The sequence below is a fragment of the Marinibacterium sp. SX1 genome (genome assembly GCF_050389775.1).
Taxonomy (GTDB): domain Bacteria; phylum Pseudomonadota; class Alphaproteobacteria; order Rhodobacterales; family Rhodobacteraceae; genus Marinibacterium.
Window position 1 is genome coordinate 3190477 of sequence record NZ_CP177144.1, and the last position, 19176, is coordinate 3209652.

15 protein-coding genes and 1 tRNA gene are annotated in these 19176 nt (G+C 70.0%); 13 read left to right on the forward strand and 3 right to left on the reverse strand.

The genetic code is table 11. The annotated features are described in order from the left end of the window. Positions 1–11 precede the first annotated feature (11 nt). Genes ACK3BB_RS14420 through ACK3BB_RS14455 form a run of 8 tightly spaced genes read left to right on the forward strand, consistent with a single transcriptional unit; the run spans position 12 to position 10481 of the window. On the forward strand, positions 12–413 hold the full coding sequence (locus tag ACK3BB_RS14420; protein ID WP_428925337.1) for a hypothetical protein: 402 nt from the start codon (positions 12–14) through the stop codon (positions 411–413). Continuing rightward, positions 410–1030: a hypothetical protein gene (locus ACK3BB_RS14425; protein WP_428925338.1), complete on the forward strand. Its 621-nt coding sequence runs from the start codon at positions 410–412 to the stop codon at positions 1028–1030. The genes ACK3BB_RS14420 and ACK3BB_RS14425 overlap by 4 nt, the downstream gene beginning before the upstream one ends. Next, positions 1027–1935, forward strand: a complete 909-nt coding sequence (locus ACK3BB_RS14430) for a hypothetical protein (protein ID WP_428925339.1) — start codon at positions 1027–1029, stop codon at positions 1933–1935. Before ACK3BB_RS14425 ends, ACK3BB_RS14430 begins: the two co-directional genes overlap by 4 nt. Beyond that, positions 1932–2384 (forward strand): hypothetical protein, encoded by a 453-nt coding sequence (locus ACK3BB_RS14435; RefSeq protein WP_428925340.1) that lies wholly within the window; start codon positions 1932–1934, stop codon positions 2382–2384. The genes ACK3BB_RS14430 and ACK3BB_RS14435 overlap by 4 nt, the downstream gene beginning before the upstream one ends. A 2-nt stretch (positions 2385–2386) precedes the next feature. Continuing rightward, entirely contained in the window at positions 2387–4648 is a 2262-nt protein-coding gene (locus ACK3BB_RS14440; protein WP_428925341.1) for an ATP-binding cassette domain-containing protein, read from the forward strand. 4 nt (positions 4649–4652) lie between these two features. After that, positions 4653–5432, forward strand: coding sequence for a hypothetical protein (locus tag ACK3BB_RS14445; protein ID WP_428925342.1), 780 nt, complete (start codon positions 4653–4655; stop codon positions 5430–5432). 7 nt (positions 5433–5439) lie between these two features. Next, positions 5440–7905, forward strand: coding sequence for a hypothetical protein (locus ACK3BB_RS14450; protein ID WP_428925343.1), 2466 nt, complete (start codon positions 5440–5442; stop codon positions 7903–7905). Then, positions 7902–10481, forward strand: a complete 2580-nt coding sequence (locus ACK3BB_RS14455) for a hypothetical protein (protein ID WP_428925344.1) — start codon at positions 7902–7904, stop codon at positions 10479–10481. Before ACK3BB_RS14450 ends, ACK3BB_RS14455 begins: the two co-directional genes overlap by 4 nt. Positions 10482–10538: 57 nt before the next feature. Here ACK3BB_RS14455 and ACK3BB_RS14460 read toward each other — a convergent pair whose 3' ends face one another. After that, entirely contained in the window at positions 10539–11195 is a 657-nt protein-coding gene (locus ACK3BB_RS14460) for a TadE/TadG family type IV pilus assembly protein (RefSeq protein WP_428925345.1), read from the reverse strand. A gap of 15 nt (positions 11196–11210) precedes the next feature. On the opposite strand from ACK3BB_RS14460, the gene ACK3BB_RS14465 reads away from it, so the two are divergent. Both ACK3BB_RS14465 and ACK3BB_RS14470 read left to right on the forward strand, forming a co-directional pair. Then, complete coding sequence (locus ACK3BB_RS14465; RefSeq protein WP_428925346.1) at positions 11211–11741, forward strand: hypothetical protein; 531 nt, start codon at positions 11211–11213, stop codon at positions 11739–11741. Positions 11742–12114: 373 nt separating this feature from the next. After that, positions 12115–14583, forward strand: coding sequence for a S8 family serine peptidase (locus ACK3BB_RS14470; protein WP_428925347.1), 2469 nt, complete (start codon positions 12115–12117; stop codon positions 14581–14583). Positions 14584–14694: 111 nt separating this feature from the next. Here ACK3BB_RS14470 and ACK3BB_RS14475 read toward each other — a convergent pair. After that, positions 14695–14779: transfer RNA gene (locus tag ACK3BB_RS14475), tRNA-Leu, on the reverse strand. Positions 14780–15010: 231 nt separating this feature from the next. Between ACK3BB_RS14475 and ACK3BB_RS14480 the strand changes: the two genes are divergently transcribed. Then, on the forward strand, positions 15011–15553 hold the full coding sequence (locus ACK3BB_RS14480; protein ID WP_428925348.1) for a Hint domain-containing protein: 543 nt from the start codon (positions 15011–15013) through the stop codon (positions 15551–15553). Here ACK3BB_RS14480 and ACK3BB_RS14485 read toward each other — a convergent pair. Further along, the gene (locus ACK3BB_RS14485; RefSeq protein WP_428925349.1) at positions 15521–17059 is read right to left on the reverse strand and encodes an NAD(P)H-hydrate dehydratase; all 1539 of its coding nucleotides are present in this window, start codon (positions 17057–17059) and stop codon (positions 15521–15523) included. The two genes, ACK3BB_RS14480 and ACK3BB_RS14485, sit on opposite strands and share 33 nt — an antisense overlap. 221 nt (positions 17060–17280) lie before the next feature. Here ACK3BB_RS14485 and ACK3BB_RS14490 point away from each other — a divergent pair, with 221 nt between their 5' ends. Together ACK3BB_RS14490 and glnA are read left to right on the forward strand one after the other, a co-directional pair. Then, entirely contained in the window at positions 17281–17619 is a 339-nt protein-coding gene (locus ACK3BB_RS14490) for a P-II family nitrogen regulator (protein WP_428925350.1), read from the forward strand. 37 nt (positions 17620–17656) lie between these two features. Next, complete coding sequence (glnA, locus tag ACK3BB_RS14495) at positions 17657–19063, forward strand: type I glutamate--ammonia ligase (RefSeq protein WP_428925351.1); 1407 nt, start codon at positions 17657–17659, stop codon at positions 19061–19063. The last annotated feature ends 113 nt before the right edge of the window (positions 19064–19176 follow it).

Consider the following 19176-nt stretch of genomic DNA (forward strand, 5'->3'; position numbering starts at 1 on the left):
TGGGGATCGCGATGACCGATCTCTTCATCTCGGCCAGCGCGGCGCTGATGCTGGTGCTGGCCGTGCTGCGCCCGGACCCGCCCGTCGCCCCGCCGATCCAGGCCGATATCACCGCCTGGTGCACGACCGCCGGCCAACGCCCGGCGCTGCTGGTCGAGACCGACCCGCCGATCCTGGTGCAGGGCCCGGCCGACCTGGCCGCCCTGCCCGGGCGCATGGGCCTTGATCCGCGACTCTTCTATACACTTGCCCTGGCCGGATCGCCCGACCGGCCGCTGCCCGCAAGCTGCCTGGCCTGGGCCACGCGCGACCTGGTCCGCGCCCTGAATGCCGATATCGCCCGGCCCGACCACACCGGGCCGGCGGCGATCTTTTCGCTGGCACCCCTGGCCATAAGCCCGGACGCGCCATGACCGACGAAGACGACACCGCCGCGCTCGACCTGTCGATCGCCTTTTTCAGCGCGGTGCTGATGCTTTTTGCCTTCGTGGCCTTCCAGATGGCCCGCACCCCGCGCCCCGATCCGCCCGCCACGCTGGCCCAGCCCGACATCGCCCGCCCCGTCCAGCCGCCGACCTGGAGCGCCCTGCCCGAGCGCGGATCCTGGGCGGTTTATGACGGCACGCGGCTGACCCTGCTGGATCTCGACGCCATCGCCCGGGGCATGCGCGATCCGCTCGACGCCCATGACAGCGACGACGGGTATCAATCGCTCACCCTGCATGACGGGGCCGATCCCCGGTCGTTCTCGCTGCGCCTGTCCTTCCGGCCCGATGCCCTGCCGGTGCCCTGGCAGCGCGAGGTGGTACAGCCCGGCCCCGATGCGCCCTGTCCGCAAGGTGGCCGGCGCATCCTGCGCAGCTACGTGGCCGCCGACGTGGCCGACGTGACCCCGCTGGCCGCTTATCTCGACCGCTGCGGCCACCAGTTCGCGCCGCTGGTCCTGGCCGAGCCGGGCGACAGCGGGCGGGTGACCGTGCAGATCGGGCTTGGCCCCGGGTCCTATGCCGCCGAGGCGATCTTTCGGTGAGACGGGCGCGGCATCTCCTGGCCCCGCTGGCCGCTTTGACCATGGTTGCCCTGCCCGGCCTGGCCGCGGCGCAATGGGTCCGCACGGGGCTGGAATTCCACGCCCCCGCGCCGCCGCCCGAGCCGGTGGTGGACCGGGCGCGTGTGGCCGAACAACAGGCCCAACGCTGCGAGACCGGGCCGATCCGCTTCGGCGATACGGCGGCCATGCGTGGCCTGCGGGATGGCACGTGGGAGGACCAGACCCGGCGGCTCGCCGCCATCGCCGCCCTGGCCGACCGCGCCGAGACAGCGCGCGAGGCGCTGGCCGAGGCCGACCCCGCCGGCGATGACCCGGCCCTGACCGACCTGCGCCTGCTGACGGCCCTGCAACTGGGCGACAGCCCGGACGTGCCCACCGGCGGCTTGCAGGGCCCGGCCCTCTCGGACCGGCTGTTCTGGCGGACCATGGTCGCAGCCCCCGGGGCCACGCCAAATCTCTGGGCCACGACGCTCCTGCCCGCGCTCGACGCGGCGCTGGCCGCCGATCCGACCAGCTTCCAGGTGCGCGCCTGGCGGGTGATCGGCTGGCTCCGGGCCGATGGCGCGGCGCGGGGCACCTGTGCTGCGCGGATCGCCGATTGGTCCACCCGGCTGCTCGACCTGTCCGAGGCCAGCGCCTGCCCGCTGATGCTGGGCCATGTCGCCCATGCCACCGACCTGGCCATGGGATCGCGGCCGGACACCGATACCGACGCCACCCGCGCCACCTGGCGGCGGTTCGGAGAAGCGCTGTTGGCCGTCGTGGCCGGCCGGCCCGAGGTCGCCGCCCACCAGCGCGCCGCGATCGCGCGGGCCGGCACGCCCTGCGCGGGGCCGCTGGTGGCCGAGCTGGACGCGCTGGCCCGGATCGGGGGGCGGCCATGACCGGGCTAACGCTTCTGCCGGCCGGGGCGGCGGCCCTGGGCCTGGCGCTGCTCGACGGGCGCATCGCCCCGGCGCTGTGGCTGTCGCTGCGGGTCGGGCTGGGTGTCGCGGGCTGGGTCGGCCTGTGGTGGGGCCTGGGCGGATGGCTCGCCGCATCGGGCCGGATGGAGGCGCTGCGGTCCGAAGGCGCCGATGCCCTGGCGGTGAATGCCGGGCTGATGCTGGCCGCGGCCATCCTGCCGGCTCTCGCCCTGGCGATCAGCGCCCGGTGGCACATGACCCGGCCGGCGTCGCTGGGCGCCTGGCACGGGCTGGCCTGGTATGGTGGGCTGGTCCTGCCGCAACTCGGCCAGGCGGGCGACTGGCCAATCGCCTCGCTGGTGCTTGCCACGGGGGCTGCGGCGACGGCCATGGGGCTGGGCGCATTGGCCGGCCGGGGAGGCGCCTGACCATGTTCCGCCTGCGCGGGGTCTCTTACCATCATGCCGCCTCTGCCGGGGCCGACGGGCCAGTGCGCGGGATCGAGATCGACCAACTCGACATCCCGGCGCGCGGGGTGACGGCGATCATCGGGCCGTCGGGGTCGGGCAAGACAACCCTGCTGTCGGTGCTGGCCGGGTTCCTGGCCCCGCGCGTGGCCCCGGATGGCGGGCTGTGGTTCGACGGCGCGGCGATGGGGACCCAGGGCCATCCGCCGGGCCGGGTGGCCTTTGTCTTTCAATCCTCGCTGCTGCTGGGCGCGGCCACCGGGCTGACCAATGCGCTGCAGGGCCGGGTTGCGGCGCGGGCGGCGGGTGCTGTGGGCCCGGCGCTGGACCCGGCCGAGATGCGGGGCATGCTGCGCCAGCTGGGCCTGGCCGATACCGGCAAGCGCCTGATCGCCCGGCGCGCCCGGCAATTGTCGGGTGGCGAGGCCCAGAGGGTGGCCATCCTGCGGGCGCTGCTGACCGATCCCCAGGCGATCCTCTGCGACGAGCCGACCTCCAGCCTGGATGCGGCCAATGCCGAGGCCGCGCTGACCGCGCTGCGGGCCTGGGCCGAACGGCGGCAGCGGCCGGTGGTCTGGGTGACCCATAACCTGGACCAGGCGGCGGCCCATGCGGATCATTTCGTCTTTGTCTCGGGCGGGCGGATCGTCGAGGCCCCGGACGAGGTGGCCCGGGCGCTGGCCGCGCCCGATCCCGGCCTGCGCCTGGCCGCGCTGCGCGCGATGGCCGGCGCGCTGACGCGCCCGGCGGCAACTACACCCGAGCCGGAGGCGGGCGCTGACGCGCCCGAAGAGCCGGGGCCGCGCGCTTACGCGCGCTGGATCGCCGCCGCCCTGTCGGCCGACGGAGCCACGACCGAGGTGCTGGAACGGGACCGGCCGGCGGCGCTGGTGCCCGGGCGCGAACGGCGCTGGCTGGCTGCGCTGGCCCCCGGGCTGGGCCGGGCGCCGCCCCTTGCGGGGCGGATGCTGGGCCGGGTCACGGCCTACAGCCGCCATGCGCTGGTGCTGATCCTGCTGGTGCTGATGACCCAGATCCTCGCCGCGTCCTTCTTTGGCGCGCTGGCCCAGCGGTACAGCCGCGAGCGGCTGGAAGACCCGTCGGTGGCGCGGATCGTGCTGGAACATGTCATCGGCGGCGGCGGCATCGGCGCGGTGCAGGCCGAACCGCTCTATCCCCAGGCCGGGCTGGCCGCGCTGCGCGACGGGTTAGCAGAGGCCTTGCAGACCGCCGGGCTGGACCCGGGCCGGGCGCAGGTCTTTGGCCGGCGCACGATCCCCGGATCGGCCCTGCGCTTTCCCGATGCCGGCCCGGCCTGCCAGGGCTGGCAAAGTTTCGAGACGGTGGCCCTGGCCCGGGCCGATCCGCTGCTGGGCCAGACCGTGCTGCGCCCGGACGCCGCGCCGCTGGAGCCCGGGATCGACGTGGTGCTGGCCCGCGACGGACGGGTGGCGCTGCTGGACGGGCGCATCGTCGATCTGTTGCGCTCGCGCTGCGGCCTGCCGGCCGACGGGCCGATCCGGGCCGATTGGGCCGCCGGACAGGCCGGCACGCTCCAACCCCTGCCGCTGGTCATCGCCGGCGCCATCGCCGAGCCGCCGCCGCTATACCCGGTTTCGGCCGACCTGATCGTCTTTGAAGAGGATTACCAGCAGGCGGCCAACCTGATGGATGGCGCGGCCCCCGATCCCTTTCGCATTGCCACGGCCTATTTCCCGATCGACGGGTTCGATGCCGCGCGCCGGGTGATCGAGGCCCGTGGCTATCGCATCCGCGACGACAGCGCGGCGGCGGTGACAACGCTGCGCCGGGTGGCCCGGCTGGCCCGCGAGGGTCCGCGAGCGGTCAAGCTGCTGAACGCGACGGGCTGTGTCGTCGTGCTGATCCTGGTGATCGGCAACATCCTTGAACTGAACAAGCGGGTCTTTGCCCTGTTCCAGGCCCATGGGTTCCGGCTGCGCGACATTCTCATGGTGCTGGGCCTGCACCTGGCCCCGGCGCTGGGATATGCGCTGGTGCTGCTGGCCGGCGGGCTGGCCCTGGCCTGGCCGGCGCTGGCCCGGGCCCTGCCGCAGGACCTGGGCAACCTAGCCCTGCTGCGCAACGCCGCCTTCCTTGAAACCCTCGTCATTGCCATACTGGCCATGATTGTCACCACCTGCGTGGTCGTCACGCTCTGGTGGCAGCAGACCCGGGCCCGGCTGACCCGCTACCTGCAGGAGTGAGACCATGATCCCAGAACGCCCCCATCCCCTGCCCGTTTGCCGTGTCGCCCGATGCCGCGCCGTCCGGTTCACCGTTGCCGGTCTTGCCGCGCTGGTGGCCCTGGGCGCGGGGACATCGGCCATGGCCCAGGAGGCGGGGCCGGACACCGGACAGGTCACCGAGCCGCCCGCGCAGGCCACCGCTGAAACCGAGCCCGACGCGCTGGCCGCCTGCATCACCGATCGCGACCGGCTGGCGCTGTTCACCACCGATCTCTCGGCCCGGCTGAGCGCAGCCCAGGATGCCTGCACCACCCGCATCGACACCGCGCTGGCCCCGGCGCAGGAAGCGATGACCCTCTGCCAGGCCGAGGTGGCCCAGCACCAGCGAACCAACATCACCCTGAACGACCGCCTGCTGGCCTGCGAGACCCGGCCGGCCGAAGACCCCGGGCGCATTGCCGAACTCGAAGCCGAGGTGGCCCGGCTGACCGAACGGCTGAGCAATGCCGGGCTGGGCAGCGAGCCGGGTTATGGCTATGCCGGGGGCAGCGTGTGGTCGTCTTTCGTGGCCGGCGACGAGTTGGAACGGGTACAGGGTTCGCTGCCCCGGCTGGGCATCGATGCCTGCCCGGCCGCGCTGGACTGGCTGGCCGAGCGCGGCGGGGCCGACCGGCCGGTGCGCATCCAGCTCTGGGCCTGGCAGGACGACGACCCCCAGATCTGCCGGCGCAATGCCGATGGCACGACCGGGCTGGCCCCCGCCCGGCCGCAGGACGAAGCCCATGTGGTGATCTTCAGGTGACATGATGATGCGATTTCTCTCCCGCCAGATCCTTGCGCCGATTGTCGGCCTGGGCACCGTCCTGTCCCCCGACCGGCCCTTGCGCCGCGCCCTGTCTGCGCCGGGGCCGATGCCGCCCGTCACCGGGCGCCCGGCCCGTGCCCATGTCCGGCTGCTTGCCTCCGGCCTCGCCCTCACCATGGCCCTGTCGGCCCCGACCATCGCCCACGCCCAGGACAGCCTGCCGCGCTTTGATTGCCCGGCCCTGCTGAACGGCACGGCCACCGGCGATGCGGCCGAGAAGAAACGCCAGGGTCTGATCGGCGCGCCCCTGCGGCTGAGCTGGGAGGGCCGCCCGGCGCCGGCGCGCAAGGCCCCGGTCGTGCTGGTGCCCCTGCGCATGCCGTCCAACGGGGTGACGCCGCTGATTGCCCGGTCCGAACCGGTGGTCACCGAGGACGGCGTGATGAGCTGCACGCTGGTCGGCATGGCCTTCCGCCCGCAGCTGGAAGCCTCTGCGCCCTATGTCCTGGAAGACCTGCGCGGCGGCCCGCGTGCGGCGGAACTGCCGCTCTTGCTGGTTGCCCGCCATGACAGCGTGGCCGAGGCCAACGCGGCCTTTTCGCAATGGGTCGAACGGGGCTTCGAGGTGCCGGTGCAATTTCCCGAACCGATCGAACGGCGCCGGGATGCGGGCGAAGGCGGCGGCACGATCTACCAGACCTTCGGCGATCACACGGTGTTCCGTCCCCTGCCGCTGCTGGGCGGGGCATCGACGACCGAGGCCAGCGTGCTGGCCCTGAACCCCGACCGCGCGCCTTTGGATGCCCAGACCTTCCTGCGCATGGCCGGGCTGGACGATGCCCGGGTGATCCTGGCGTTGTGCGGCAGCGGCGATTGCGCCGATTTCCGCCAGGGCGCCCAGCCCGCCGGCCAGGTGACCGAGGCTCCGTTAGCGCCCGAGCCAGGTCCGGCCCTGCCGGAAGACATGCCCATGGCGGCCAAGAGTGCCACCGAAGACACAGGCGCCAACGCCCCGGGCAACCCGGCCCTTACCTCGACGCCCGACGCCGCCCAAGCGCCCGACACCGCTGCCACCGCCCCGGAACCCGACAGCGCACCGGTGACCAGCCCGCGTCCCGGTGACCGCACGGCCCCGCCGGACGGCAGCGGCAGTCCCGCCGCGCCCCTGCGGCTGACCTACCTGGGCACCGACGGGCGCGAGGAGGCCCTGCCCGACGCCCTCGCCCGCCGGCTGGATTGCGTGCTGGCGGCGCTGGGGGCCGATGTCTTTACCCGCGCGCCCGATTGCGCCGGTCCGGCCTTTGCCGCGCTGCGCGAGCGCCGGGCGCTGATCCGGCCGGTCGACGATGGCCATTGGCAGATCGTGGCCGGTGCCCGTGACCGGCCGCCCCGGGCCGTCATCGTGACCCTGCCCGCCGGCCAGACCGGCGCGGCCTGCAGGATGGACCTGGTCTATGACGGGCCCGACGGCGCCGAGCAGCGGCTGCCGCTGGACCCTGTGCCCGGCGCCGACCCGGCCCAGTTCACGGCCGTTCCCCAGGTGCCGGTGCCGGTGGTGGCCGGGCAGGCCCGGCTGCGTCTCGAGGTGTCGTCGGCCGCGGCCTGCGGCGCACCGGGGCGCGAGATTGCCATGCCCACCGAAGCCGTGCTGTCGGTGCCGCTGAGCGACGACCGGGCGGTGAACCGCGCGGTCCTGAACGTGGTGGCGATGGATGCGGGCGACCTGGACGTGGCGCTGGGGCTGGACGGCCCGGCCCGCCAGCAGCTGGGCGCACAGCTGATCGGCGCGGTCGAGGCGGCCCAGGCCCGGCTGGCCGCGCAATGGGGCGACAGGGGCTGGTCACTGTCATCGGTCGGGCTGGCCCGGCTGGACGAGACCGAGGGGCTGGTGCCCATCCTGGCCCTGCCGGCCGATGCCCTGCGCGGCGGGGCTGCCACGCGTTTTGCCACGATCCCGCCGGCCGCCCGGAGCGCCCTGGCCGAGATGCGCCCGCGGGTCACGCCGGAGACCCTGGCCGCCGCGCTGGCTCCGGCCCTGCGCGATGCGGCGGACCGTGGGGTGGGCGCGCTGTCGGTCAACCTGATCGCCCCGGTCACCCCGCGCACGGCCGTGGCCCTGGGGGATCCCTGCGCCGATCCGCGCCTGGCCAGCCTGTCGCGCGACCTGGCCGACATCGCCGGGCCCGACGGGCCGGAGGTGGCGCTGGCGGTCTATCCGCTGGTCCGGCTGCGCCCCGGCGATGCGCCAGACCTGGCCGGGCTCCAGCCCCTGGCCTTCGATCCCGACGCACCCAGCCGGCCCGCCGGGCTGACCCGCTGCGCGGGCAGCGATGCCGCGCTGACGATCTATCCCTTCTTCATCGAACCCTGGCGCCCCGATGGCGACATCGCCGGGCGCTATGCCGCTGCGCTGGCTGACCGGCTGGCCCTGCACACGGCGGCGCAACTGACCGAGGACAAGGCCCGTTGACCCAGCTTTCCCCGCCCCGTTTCCGCCCGCGATCCGACCGGCGCACCCGGTCCCGCCTGGCGGCCCTGCTCGTCGGCCTCTGCGCGGCCGGCCTCGCCGCCCTGCCCCTGCCGGCCCGGGCCCAGGGGCTGATCGACACCGGCCTGTTGCAGATCGGCGACCTGGCCGATTGCACCGACCTGGCCCGGCTGACCCGCGGCCGCGAGAGCGGCGGGCAATGGCTGATCGGCCCGGATATCGAACTGTATGGCCTGCCCAATGCCCGCCGGCCGATTACCCGGCTGAACCAGAGTTTCGAACGGGTGTCCTGTTACGGCCAGGTCGGTGAAGGCGAGGCCGGCCGGGTCTTTGTGGCCACCGCCGGCGGGCTGTGCGGCTGGGTCACCCGGCGGGCCCTCCTGGATCTGCACCGCAGCGAAGAGCTCAGCCCCTTTGAACGCCAGGCCGAGGCCGTCTGCGAAACGCCCCGGGCGATGACCTTTGAAGATTTCTGCGCCAACCTGCCCACGCTGACCGCCTCGGCCGAGGCCGCCTGCCGGGGCGTGCCCCGGGGGCTGCGGGCCAAGGGCGTGCTGATGGGCTCGACCGAGGCCGCCCTGGCTGAGCCGCATCCGTTCATGACTGCGCCCAGGGGCGGCACCGAACGGGCCGCGCGGCTGTTCTTTTCGGTGCTGGAAATCCATGACGTGGCGCCCGGCGAGCAGGGCCAGGTCATGGTGCTGACCGGCGATGGCGAAGGCCAGATGTTCGGCTGGATCGACCTCGAGGCGCTGGCGCTCTGGCCGACCCGGCTGGGCCTGTTCTATGACCCCGACGGGCGCGGCGCGATGTTCCAGCGCCTGCGCGACCTGGTGCGCAACTGGCGCGAAGGCCGGCCCGACCCCGATATCCTGGCCGGGCTGCCTCCGGCGCGGCTGGCCGATTACATCCACGGCGGTCTGCAATTGCTGAGCTATCCGATCATCCGCACGGTCGATCCCGCCCGCGATCCGCTGGCATCCGATCCGGGCGACACGCCCTATCACGAGGTCATCTTCCTGGGCCAGACCGGCACCGGATCGGCCTCGCAGCTGATGAGCCAGTCGGCCTTTGCCCGCCAGGTCGAGGCCCTGCAGCAGGTCAACGTGATGATCGTCGTCGACACGACCGAAAGCATGCGCCCCTACCTGCCGCTGATCCGCGACGGCATGGCCGATTTCATCCGCGATTACGGCCAGCGCAGCCTGGATGCGGCCAACCGCATTCCCGACCTGCGCCTGTCGGTCGTGGCCTATTCCGATTTCCTCGATCCCGCCCGCACCGGGCCCGACGATCCGATCCGCACCGCCGAGCTGATGCCGCCCACGCGGATCGGCCCGGGCTTTGACGTCTCGGGGCCGCTGGCCGGCATCACCGCTCACCCGGGGCTGGACGATCCGGTCGGCCTGCGCGAGGAAAGCGCGATCGAGGCGGTGACCCAGCTGGCCCGGGGGTTTGACACCGGCCCGGCCTGGTTCGAGGACGGCCCGCGCATCATCCTGCATATCGCCGATCACGGGTCGCGCGCCGGGGTGTCGACCGCCGCCGCGCTGGACCGGCTGGCCGGGCTGAACACCTATTACGTGCCGATTGCCATCGTGACCGACGACAATGGCGATCCGGCGGCGACCATGGCCCGAGAGCGGTTCATGACCCAGGCCACCGACATGCTGGCCCCGCTGGTCCAGGGCACGGCCGGCCCGTCGGACGTGGCGCGGATCGATTTCCAGGATGCCCAGAGCCGCACGCCCGAAGTGGTGCGCGACCAGCTCGACCTGGTGCTGGCCGAGGTGGTCCAGGCCGTGACCTCGCTGCGCGGGCAGATCCTGGGCGACGAGCTGGCGCAAAGCTCGGCCATGGCCCAGGACCTGGCCGCCTCGCGGGTCATCCTGGACGAACGGCTGCTGGCCGATCGCGGGCTGGACCCGGATGCGGGCGAGCCCATCGTGCAGGCGGCCACAGGTTTCGCGCCGCTTTCCACGCGCGCCGACGGGCTGACGACGCCCATCGACTGGACCTATACCGTGTCGCTCGAACCCGGCCAGGCCCGGTTCCTGCGCCAGAATTTCGAAGCCATGTGCGGGCTTGTCGGCTCGCCCGAACAGCGCCGGTCGTTCCGCCAGCTGATCGTGCAGCTGGCCGAGGCCTTCTCGGGTGATACCGCCGACAGCAATGCCGATGTGCGCGCGATCCTGTCGGACCTGCGCGCCCTGCCCGGGGCCGATGCCAGTTTCCTGGCGCAATCGCCCGACGTGCTGCTGGCGCGGGCCGACAGCACCGACCCGGCGATCATCGACGAGCTGCGGCGCGATGTCTGCTGGATCAGCTACCACCTGGGCAACATGGACGCGCGGATCTATGCCCGGCCCGACCAGCTGCAATGGACCGGCCGGGAATTCGCGCTGAAACCGGGCGAAGAGGTCATCCGCCGGCTCTACCGGTTCAAGCCGGTGGTCGGGGCCGAAACGGTCTACCTGCCGGGCTTTTTCTTTGTCCTGCCCTCGATCGTCGAAGACCAGGCCTCGTCGGATGCGCCCTGCGAGTTCTTCTGCAACTAGCGCCCGGGCCGGCAGCCCCCTGCCGGCCTGTCCCCGCCCGTCCTGGCCCTGCCCGGCCTAACCCTGCCAAGCCACGTTCTGCACGAAGCGCGGGCTGGTGAAGACGAAATTGTCCAGCTTCATCTCGCCCAGACCGACCTTGAAGACCGGCAGGTAGGTGTTGCGCGTCTCGACCAGGATCAGCCGTTCGGCATTGGACATGACGGGCAGCTTGGCGGAATGGTCCATGACATTGCCATCCGACAGGATCTCGCCGCCGGCCCAGTCGCGTTCGGTCGACCAGTCGACGTAATAGCGGTCATCCGGCCCGCTCCAGCGCAGGACGCTGATGCGCAGGCCAGTGTCGGTGCCATTGGCGATCAGGAAGTCGAAGAGCGCATGCATGCTGTCGATATAGGTGTCGTCCACCGTCCCGGTTTCGCGCGACAGGATGTCCGAGACGGTATAGGCGGCCTTGAGGTTGATCGAACTCTGGCGGTAGCCGTCGAAATAGACATAGAGCGCCATGAAGGCCCAGAAGATCAGGGGCATCATGATGACAAACTCGATGGTCACGCTGCCCCGGGTGTCGCGCCCGAAACGCCGGGCGGCCCGCTTTGCACTGCCGATCAGGGGCCCCATGTGTCGGGCGATGCCGCGATCCGGGCGGGCAATGGCCTTGGGTGCGGCGCCGGTGCGCCGGGTGGCGCGCCCCGAGCGGAGGGTGCCGGCCATTGGATCTGTGACGCCGTGCGCCCGCCCGCCAAGGTCACGCTGCGCAGCTCGCTTGGGACCGCGCCGCAACGCGCCCTCAAAGCCGCGCTGCACGCCGCCCGCAAGACACCGCAGCACTTCGACGTCGACAGCGCCCTGGGCGTCGCGCTCAAGGTCGAAACGCGCGCCTCTCTCCAGACCACGTTGCACAGCGCCATCAAGGCAACATTGCGCACCGCCATCAAGGCCACGTTGCACACCGCCCTCAAGGCCACGCTGCGCACCGCCCTCAAGACCGCGTTGCACAGCGCCATCAAGCGGCCCCGCCGGGGCGGTCGCTGCATCGTGCGGTCTGGTCCGGGGCCCGCAGGACTCTTGTGTCGGGTCTGGCTGGATGAAACGCGCCATGCCGAAGTCTCCGAAGACCAAAGGCATGACAACATCGCCGCGCCGGTCGCCCAAAGCGACCCCGCCAGCGCCATACCTTCGGCGCGCCCCCGGCAGGAATATGGCGGAACCCGGGCAGAATGTGGCGGCAAATCCGCGAAACCGGCTAACTTTCCGTAAATTCCCGCGCGGCCATGGAGGGTCTGCCGGATGCGGGGCGGATTGTTTCCAAAAGTGATGACGATCCGGTGGTCAAAGGGCACCGGGACTCATGGCGACGCCGTGGCAGCCGCTGATGATCCCCTTGCCGGAACTATCCCCCGGGAACTGGCCGCAGCGCCCCGGTGCAAACCCACCCCGGCCAGGCGCGTGCCCCCTGACACTGCCCATTCTCAAGCCGCGCGTGGCGGCCATCGGTAGGCAGGGCCCGCCATTGACAGAATCGTGTTCTCGCTGACAATCTCCCGCCCAGATTGTGCCTTCTGCCGTGTTGGACCTGACCAGAAAACTCACCGATGCGGCGCTTGGAATTCCGTTGTTTGAGGATTTTACCATGACCTTTTCCCTCTTTCCCAAAGGCCCCCTTGATGACCTGGCCGATACCGGTCTCGCGCAGGACAGTGATGCCGACGCCCTGGCCCCGGTCGACAGCCTTCCCGTGAATCTGACCGCGACCGACGCCACCCCCGCCCTGCGCATGGCCCTGTCGGCCCGGACATTCGGCACCTCCGACGCCTCGGACGAAGATGGCGACGAGGCCAGGACCGTGACCCTCAGCGCACCCGCGATCATGGGCGCCGCGCTGACCGCCGCGACATCGGGCCCGTCCAAGGGCGCAACAGGCGCCGTCGAGATCGGCGCCGGCCTGCGGCAGGCCCTGCAGGATGCTCTTATCGGCGCCGCCACGCTTGCCCCCGACAAGGCTCGGCCCGACGCGGACAGCCGGGGCGACTATGCGGTGACCGTCATCCCGTCGGATGACCTCTTCCCGAACCAATGGCACCTGGACAACACCGGCCAGTCCGGCGGGGTCGACGGGGTCGACCTGAACGTGACCGAGGTCTGGGACGACTATACCGGCGACGGTGTCGTCGTTGGGGTCTGGGACGATGGCGTGCAATACACCCACCACGACCTGGACGACAATTACGACACCAGCCTGCACATCGTCATCGACGGCGTGACCCACAACCCACTGCCCTGGCGGCCGGCCTCGGCCCATGGCACGGCCGTGGCCGGGGTCATCGCCGCCGAGAACAACGGCGAAGGCACCGTCGGCGTGGCCTATGATGCGACGCTGGTGGGCGTCGACATGTTCTATGACCGGCGGCTGGATTTCGAAGCCTCGTTCTACGAGCTCGACAATTTCGACGTGACCAACCACAGCTGGGGCTGGGTCACGCCCTATGCCGACAGCATTTATGACACCAACGGCACCGGCGGGGTCGACTGGCAAAGCTTCTTCGGCGGGTTCTTCGAAAGCGTCGAGACCGGCCGCGGCGGGCTGGGCACGATCAACCTGGTCGCCAATGGCAACGACCGGACCATCGGGCGGCACGGCAACGATTCCAACTTCAACGCCATCCCCCAGACCATCGCCGTCGGCGCGACCAGCCATGACGGCTATGTGTCCTATTATTCGACGCCCGGCGCCAACCTGCTGATCTCGTCGCCGTCCAACGGCGCCGATGGCGCGGGCATCTACACGACCGACCGCACCGGCATCTGGGGCTATGACGACGGTGATTACACCTCGACCTTCGGCGGCACCTCGTCGGCCACCCCGGCCGCCGCGGGGGTTGTCGCCCTGATGCTGGAGGCCAACGACCAGCTGGGCTGGCGCGACGTGCAGGAGATCCTGGCCCTGACCGCCCGGCACACCGGATCGGATATCGGCGCCGCACCCGAGGCGGACGAGCTCTTCAGCTGGGAGTTCAACGGGGCCGAGACCTGGAACGGCGGCGGGCTGCATTTCTCGAACGATTACGGGTTCGGCCTGATCGACGCCCTGGCGGCCGTGCGGCTGGCCGAGACCTGGACCGAGCAGAAGACCAGCGCCAACTGGGAAGACCCGGTCGTGGCCAGCAGCAATGTCAACTCGATCATCCCCGACAACGATGCCACGGGCATCAGCTTCACCTTCGACACGACGGCGGATTTCGACATCGAACATGTCGGTCTGACCCTGGGGTTCTCGGGCGGGTATACCGGCGATTACCACATCGTGCTGATCTCGCCCGATGGCACGGAATCGGTGCTGTCGATCTCGACCAGCGACGGCACGGCGGTGACCGAGCAATGGTTCTACATGTCGAACGCCTTTCGCGGCGAGACCAGCATCGGCACCTGGACGGTCACGATCATCGACGAGGTGGCCGGCGACACCGGCACGGTGACCCAGGCGGATCTGCAGTTCTTCGGGGCCACGGCCGATGCCGATGACGTCTATGTCTATACCAACGAATTCAGCCTCTTCGCTGGCGACGGCAGCCACCTTCTGACGCTTGTGGACGACAATGGCGGCACCGACACGCTGAACGCCTCGGCGGTGACGGCGGCGTCGCTTGTCACCCTGGGCGGGTCGGCGGTGATCGACGGTCAGACGATCACCTCGGTTCAGGGCATCGAGAATGTCTATACCGGCGATGGCAATGACGAGATCTACGGCGATGCCGGGGCCAATGTCCTGTACGGCGGGCGCGGCGACGACATCATCTTCGGCGGCAAGGGCAAGGACACCCTGGGCGACGGGGCCGGCCGCGACATCCTGAAGGGACAGGCCGGCGCCGACATCTATGACATCTGCATCGACGGCATCAAGGACAGCATCAACGGGTTCTATGTCGGCAAGGATGTGATCCGGCTGGCCGATGGCGATCTGGATTTTGCCGACCTGGTCTTCACGGACATCGCTGTGGGCAAGGTGCGGATCGACTATGCCGACGATTTCCTGATCGTGCTGAATTCCGACCTGGGCCTGACCTCGGCCGATTTCGACGCGTCCGACTTCCTGTTCGCCTGAGCGACCCGATCCCGGCAGGGCCTGGTGCCTTGCCGGGGATGCCGTGTGGGCCGGGTGTCCAGACCGGTGATCCGACTGGCCCGTGGCCCGCCGGGCGAAGTGCAAAAGCTGTGGTGCGGGTGAAGGGACTTGAACCCCCACGCCTTGCGGCGCCAGAACCTAAATCTGGTGCGTCTACCAATTCCGCCACACCCGCACATGTCCGACCAGGGGCCGGTGCCGGCGATGATTAGCAAAGCCCGAGGCCCGAGGCGAGAGCAAATCGCGTCAGGCCCGCCCGCCCGGTACCAGATCGATCATCGTCCGATTGGACATGGATATGGGCCAGCAATGCGACAAAAGCGCCAGAAAGAGGACGACATTCACCCTTCCTTATCCTAGACTGGTGCAAAACAAAGACAAGAGCAGTGAAAACGAGGTAGATGTGATGCCGAACAGCGTCAGGGCTGGCTCGGACGTGCAACAGATATCGTTGCCCCGGGATGCGCGCGCGCCGGAACGGATCGGCCCTGCCGGGCTGCCCGTCGGAACTCAGATCTGGACCAGCGACGGCATCCTGCCCGTCGAGTACCTGTCGACCGGCGACCGGATCGTGACGCGTGACGGTGGCTATAGCCGGCTGACCCGGCTGGACACGGTGGCCACGGTCGTGCCCATGGTGCGCATTGCCGCCCGCGCCCTTGGCCCTCAACGCCCCGATACCGACCTGATCCTGCAGGCCAGCCAGGCAGTGCTGTTGCGCGACAAGGTCGCGCGGGACCTGACCGGGCGCGACCGTCATGTCTGCACGGCCGGCGACCTGGCCGAAGCCGGGCTGGCCGACGGGCTGGGCGCCTTTCCGGTCACGCTGATGGTGCTGCACCTGCGCCGCCAGGACGTGATCTATGCCGCCGGGCTCGACGTGGTCTGCGGCATTCGCGGGCCGTCGCGCCGGGCCTCAGCCCGCCAGCCTGCGCAGAACATCCGGTAACAGATCGGGCAGATCCTCGGCGATCAGCCCGGGGCCAAAACGCCGGGCGGTTTCGACATGCAGCCAGGCCCCGGCGCAGGCCGCGTCGAAGGGATCGAAACCACGGGCCAGCAGGCCGGTGATGAACCCCGCCAGCACATCTCCGGCACCGGCCGTGGCCAGCCAGGGCGCCTGGCGGTCATAGGCTGCCGACTGCACGGCGCAACGCCCGTCGGGGGCTGCGATGACCGTGTCGGGGCCCTTCAGCAGCACCACCGCCCCCGCGCGACCGGCGGCCAGCCGCGCGGCATCGATGCGGGAAAAGGCCGGGCCGGTTGCGGAGGGCTCGGCCAGACGGGCGGCCAGATCGGGGAACAGGCGGGCAAATTCGCCGCCATGCGGGGTAAGCACGCAGCCCGGATGCACCATCTCGAACAGGGTGTCGGGCCTGTCGCCAAAGGCCGTCAGCGCATCGGCATCCAGCACCATGGGCCGGGTCTCGACCGCACCGCCAAGCGCCGCGGCCACCAGTTCCGGCGCCCGGTCCAGCCCCAGCCCCGGCCCGATGCAGAGCGCGCTCAGGCGACCGTCGGCCAGCACATCGACCAGCCCCGGCCCGTCGTTCACCCGGCGCAGCATCAGCGCGGTGACCTGGCAGGCGACCTCCATCTGGGCCGAGCCCGGCACGCCCAGGGTCACCAGCCCGGCGCCGATCCGCAGGGCCCCCCGCGCGGCGAGCCGCGCCGCACCGCTGCGCCCGGCCCCGCCCGACAGGACCAGCGCGTGGCCGTGGCTGTACTTGTGGGCCGTCCCGCCCTTGTCCAACGCCCCCGGCCCGGTGATCAGCCCGGCGACGCCCTCCTCCGCCGCCGCAACCGGCAACCCGATGTCGACGACATGCACCCGCCCGCAATGCGCCGGGCCGTCGGCCAGCACATGCCCCGGCTTGGCCGTGTGGAATGTCACCGCCAGATCGGCCCGCAATGCCGCATCGCCCAGCACCCGGCCACTGTCGCTGCACAGGCCCGACGGCATGTCGATAGCCACCACCCGAGGCCGCGAAGACCCGTCGTCGCGCCACGCCAGCGTCCGGGCAAAGCCCGCACCGTCGGGCAGGCCGCGCGTCAGACCGGTGCCGAAAAGCGCATCGACAACAAGAGCATAGCCGGACAGGTCCGGCGCCTCTTCGGCCCGCCAGGGCCGGACATCGCCGGACCAGCGATCATGGTTGGCCCGCGCATCCCCCGGCAGCCGGGCGGGATCGCCAAAGAGCCGCAGGTCGATCTGCCAGCCCTGCGCCGCCAGAAGCCGCGCCACGACAAACCCGTCGCCACCATTGTTGCCCGGCCCGCAAAGGATCAGCGCGCGCTGCCCGGACGTCCCGGCCAGCTCGGGCCATTGGTCGAGGATTGCCGTGACAACCCCCTGCCCGGCCCGCTCCATCAGCGCCAGCCCTGTCACCGCGCCCGAGGTGATCGCCGCCTGCTCCGCCGCCCGCATCTGCCCCGCTGTCAACAGCGGCGCCATCACCGGCCCACGGCCCCGCGCCGGGCCGTTGCCCGGCCCCTGCCCGCCAAGTTGCACCATTTTCGCTCGATTCACTTTCGTCTATATTTTGATCACGACGATCCAAAAACAGGCAATCCCGGAGGAATCTCCGGTGCCCCCCAATTCACCCCACCCTAGCCGATTGTGGCCGGGTACAAGAAATGATCTGCCATCCGGCACATGGTTGCGAGGAGACCCCCATGAAGAAAATCGAAGCGATCATCAAACCCTTCAAGCTCGACGAAGTGAAGGAGGCCCTTCAGGATGTCGGCGTTCAGGGTCTCAGCGTGATCGAGGTCAAGGGCTTCGGACGCCAGAAGGGCCATACCGAACTCTACCGCGGCGCTGAATACGTGGTCGACTTCCTGCCCAAGGTGAAAATCGAGGTTGTGCTGGACGACGAACTGGTCGACCAAGCCATCGATGCCATCATCGGGGCCGCCAAGACCGACAAGATCGGTGACGGCAAGATTTTCGTCACGGCTGTCGAACAGACCGTGCGCATCCGGACCGGCGAGACCGGCTCGGACGCGCTCTGACAAAGCACGACATTCCAGTAAGAGAGGAACACAGGGAATGAGCAAGGACGCAGTTCTTAAGACGATCGCGGACGAGGACGTCGCCTATGTCGACATCCGGTTCACCGATCCGCGTGGCAAGCTGCAGCACGTGACGGTGATGTCGGACCAGGTGGACGAAGACTTCCTGGACGAAGGCTTCATGTTCGACGGCTCCTCGATCGCCGGCTGGAAGTCGATCGAAGCCTCCGACATGAAACTGATGCCCGACACCGACTCGGCCTATATCGACCCGTTCTACGCCGAGAAGACCCTGTGCATCCATTGCTCGGTCGTCGAACCCGACACGGGCGAAGCCTATGAGCGCGACCCGCGCGGCACCGCCGAGAAGGCCGAGAAGTACCTGATCGAAAGCGGCATCGGCGATGCGGCTTACATGGGCCCCGAAGCCGAATTCTTCCTGTTCGACGACGTGCGCTTTGCCGTGTCGATGAACAAGGTCTCCTACGAGGTCGACGCCACCGACGCAGCCTGGAACACGGACACCGAGTTCGAAACCGGCAACATGGGCCATCGCCCGGGCGTCAAGGGCGGCTACTTCCCGGTCAACCCGACCGACGAAGCCCAGGACCTGCGTTCGGAAATGCTCTCGACCATGAAGCGTCTGGGCATGAAGGTCGACAAGCACCACCACGAGGTGGCGTCCTGCCAGCACGAGCTGGGCCTGATCTTCGGCACCGTCACCAAGCAGGCGGACGAGCTGCAGAAGTACAAGTACGTCATCCACAACGTTGCACATGCCTATGGCAAGTCGGCCACCTTCATGCCGAAGCCCATCGCAGGCGACAACGGCACCGGCATGCACGTCAACATGTCGATCTGGAAGGACGGCAAGCCGCTTTTCGCAGGCGACAAGTATGCCGATCTGTCGGACGAGGCCCTGTGGTACATCGGCGGCATCCTGAAGCACGCCAAGGCGCTCAACGCCTTCACCAACCCCTCGACCAACTCCTACAAGCGCCTGATCCCGGGCTTCGAGGCCCCCGTTCTGCGCGCCTACTCGGCACGCAACCGGTCGGGCTGCATCCGGATCCCGTGGGCGGAATCGCCGAAGGCCAAGCGCGTCGAGGCCCGCTTCCCCGACCCGTCGTCGAACCCCTACCTGTGCTTTGCCGCGCTCCTGATGGCCGGCCTCGACGGCATCAAGAACAAGATCGATCCGGGCGAAGCCATGGACAAGAACCTGTACGACCTTCCCCCGGAAGAGCTGGCAGGCATCCCCACGGTCTGCGGCTCGCTGCGTGAAGCGCTCGAAGAGCTGGAAGCCGACATGGACTTCCTGCTGGCCGGCGACGTGTTCACCAAGGACCAGATCGAAGGCTACATCGAGCTCAAGATGGAAGAGATCGAAGCCTACGAACACACCCCGCACCCGGTCGAATACAAGCTGTACTACAGCTGCTGATCGCCGGATCGGAGCAACATGGAAAGGGCGTCCCACGGGGCGCCCTTTTCGCATCCGGGCGGTGCGGCCGGGCCGCCGCCTGTGCAACCGGGTGGCGCGTTGGAGATTGCCAC

Bases quoted from the DNA above. Each gene is read 5' to 3' on its own strand.
- ACK3BB_RS14440 (WP_428925341.1), top strand. From the start codon at position 2,387: ATGTTCCGCCTGCGCGGGGTCTCTTACCATCATGCCGCCTCTGCCGGG.
- glnA (WP_428925351.1), top strand. From the start codon at position 17,657: ATGAGCAAGGACGCAGTTCTTAAGACGATCGCGGACGAGGACGTCGCC.
- ACK3BB_RS14470 (WP_428925347.1), top strand. From the start codon at position 12,115: ATGACCTTTTCCCTCTTTCCCAAAGGCCCCCTTGATGACCTGGCCGAT.
- ACK3BB_RS14485 (WP_428925349.1), bottom strand. From the start codon at position 17,059: ATGGCGCCGCTGTTGACAGCGGGGCAGATGCGGGCGGCGGAGCAGGCG.
- ACK3BB_RS14435 (WP_428925340.1), top strand. From the start codon at position 1,932: ATGACCGGGCTAACGCTTCTGCCGGCCGGGGCGGCGGCCCTGGGCCTG.
- ACK3BB_RS14480 (WP_428925348.1), top strand. From the start codon at position 15,011: ATGCCGAACAGCGTCAGGGCTGGCTCGGACGTGCAACAGATATCGTTG.
- ACK3BB_RS14460 (WP_428925345.1), bottom strand. From the start codon at position 11,195: ATGGCCGGCACCCTCCGCTCGGGGCGCGCCACCCGGCGCACCGGCGCC.
- ACK3BB_RS14445 (WP_428925342.1), top strand. From the start codon at position 4,653: ATGATCCCAGAACGCCCCCATCCCCTGCCCGTTTGCCGTGTCGCCCGA.
- ACK3BB_RS14425 (WP_428925338.1), top strand. From the start codon at position 410: ATGACCGACGAAGACGACACCGCCGCGCTCGACCTGTCGATCGCCTTT.
- ACK3BB_RS14420 (WP_428925337.1), top strand. From the start codon at position 12: ATGACCGATCTCTTCATCTCGGCCAGCGCGGCGCTGATGCTGGTGCTG.
- ACK3BB_RS14490 (WP_428925350.1), top strand. From the start codon at position 17,281: ATGAAGAAAATCGAAGCGATCATCAAACCCTTCAAGCTCGACGAAGTG.
- ACK3BB_RS14450 (WP_428925343.1), top strand. From the start codon at position 5,440: ATGCGATTTCTCTCCCGCCAGATCCTTGCGCCGATTGTCGGCCTGGGC.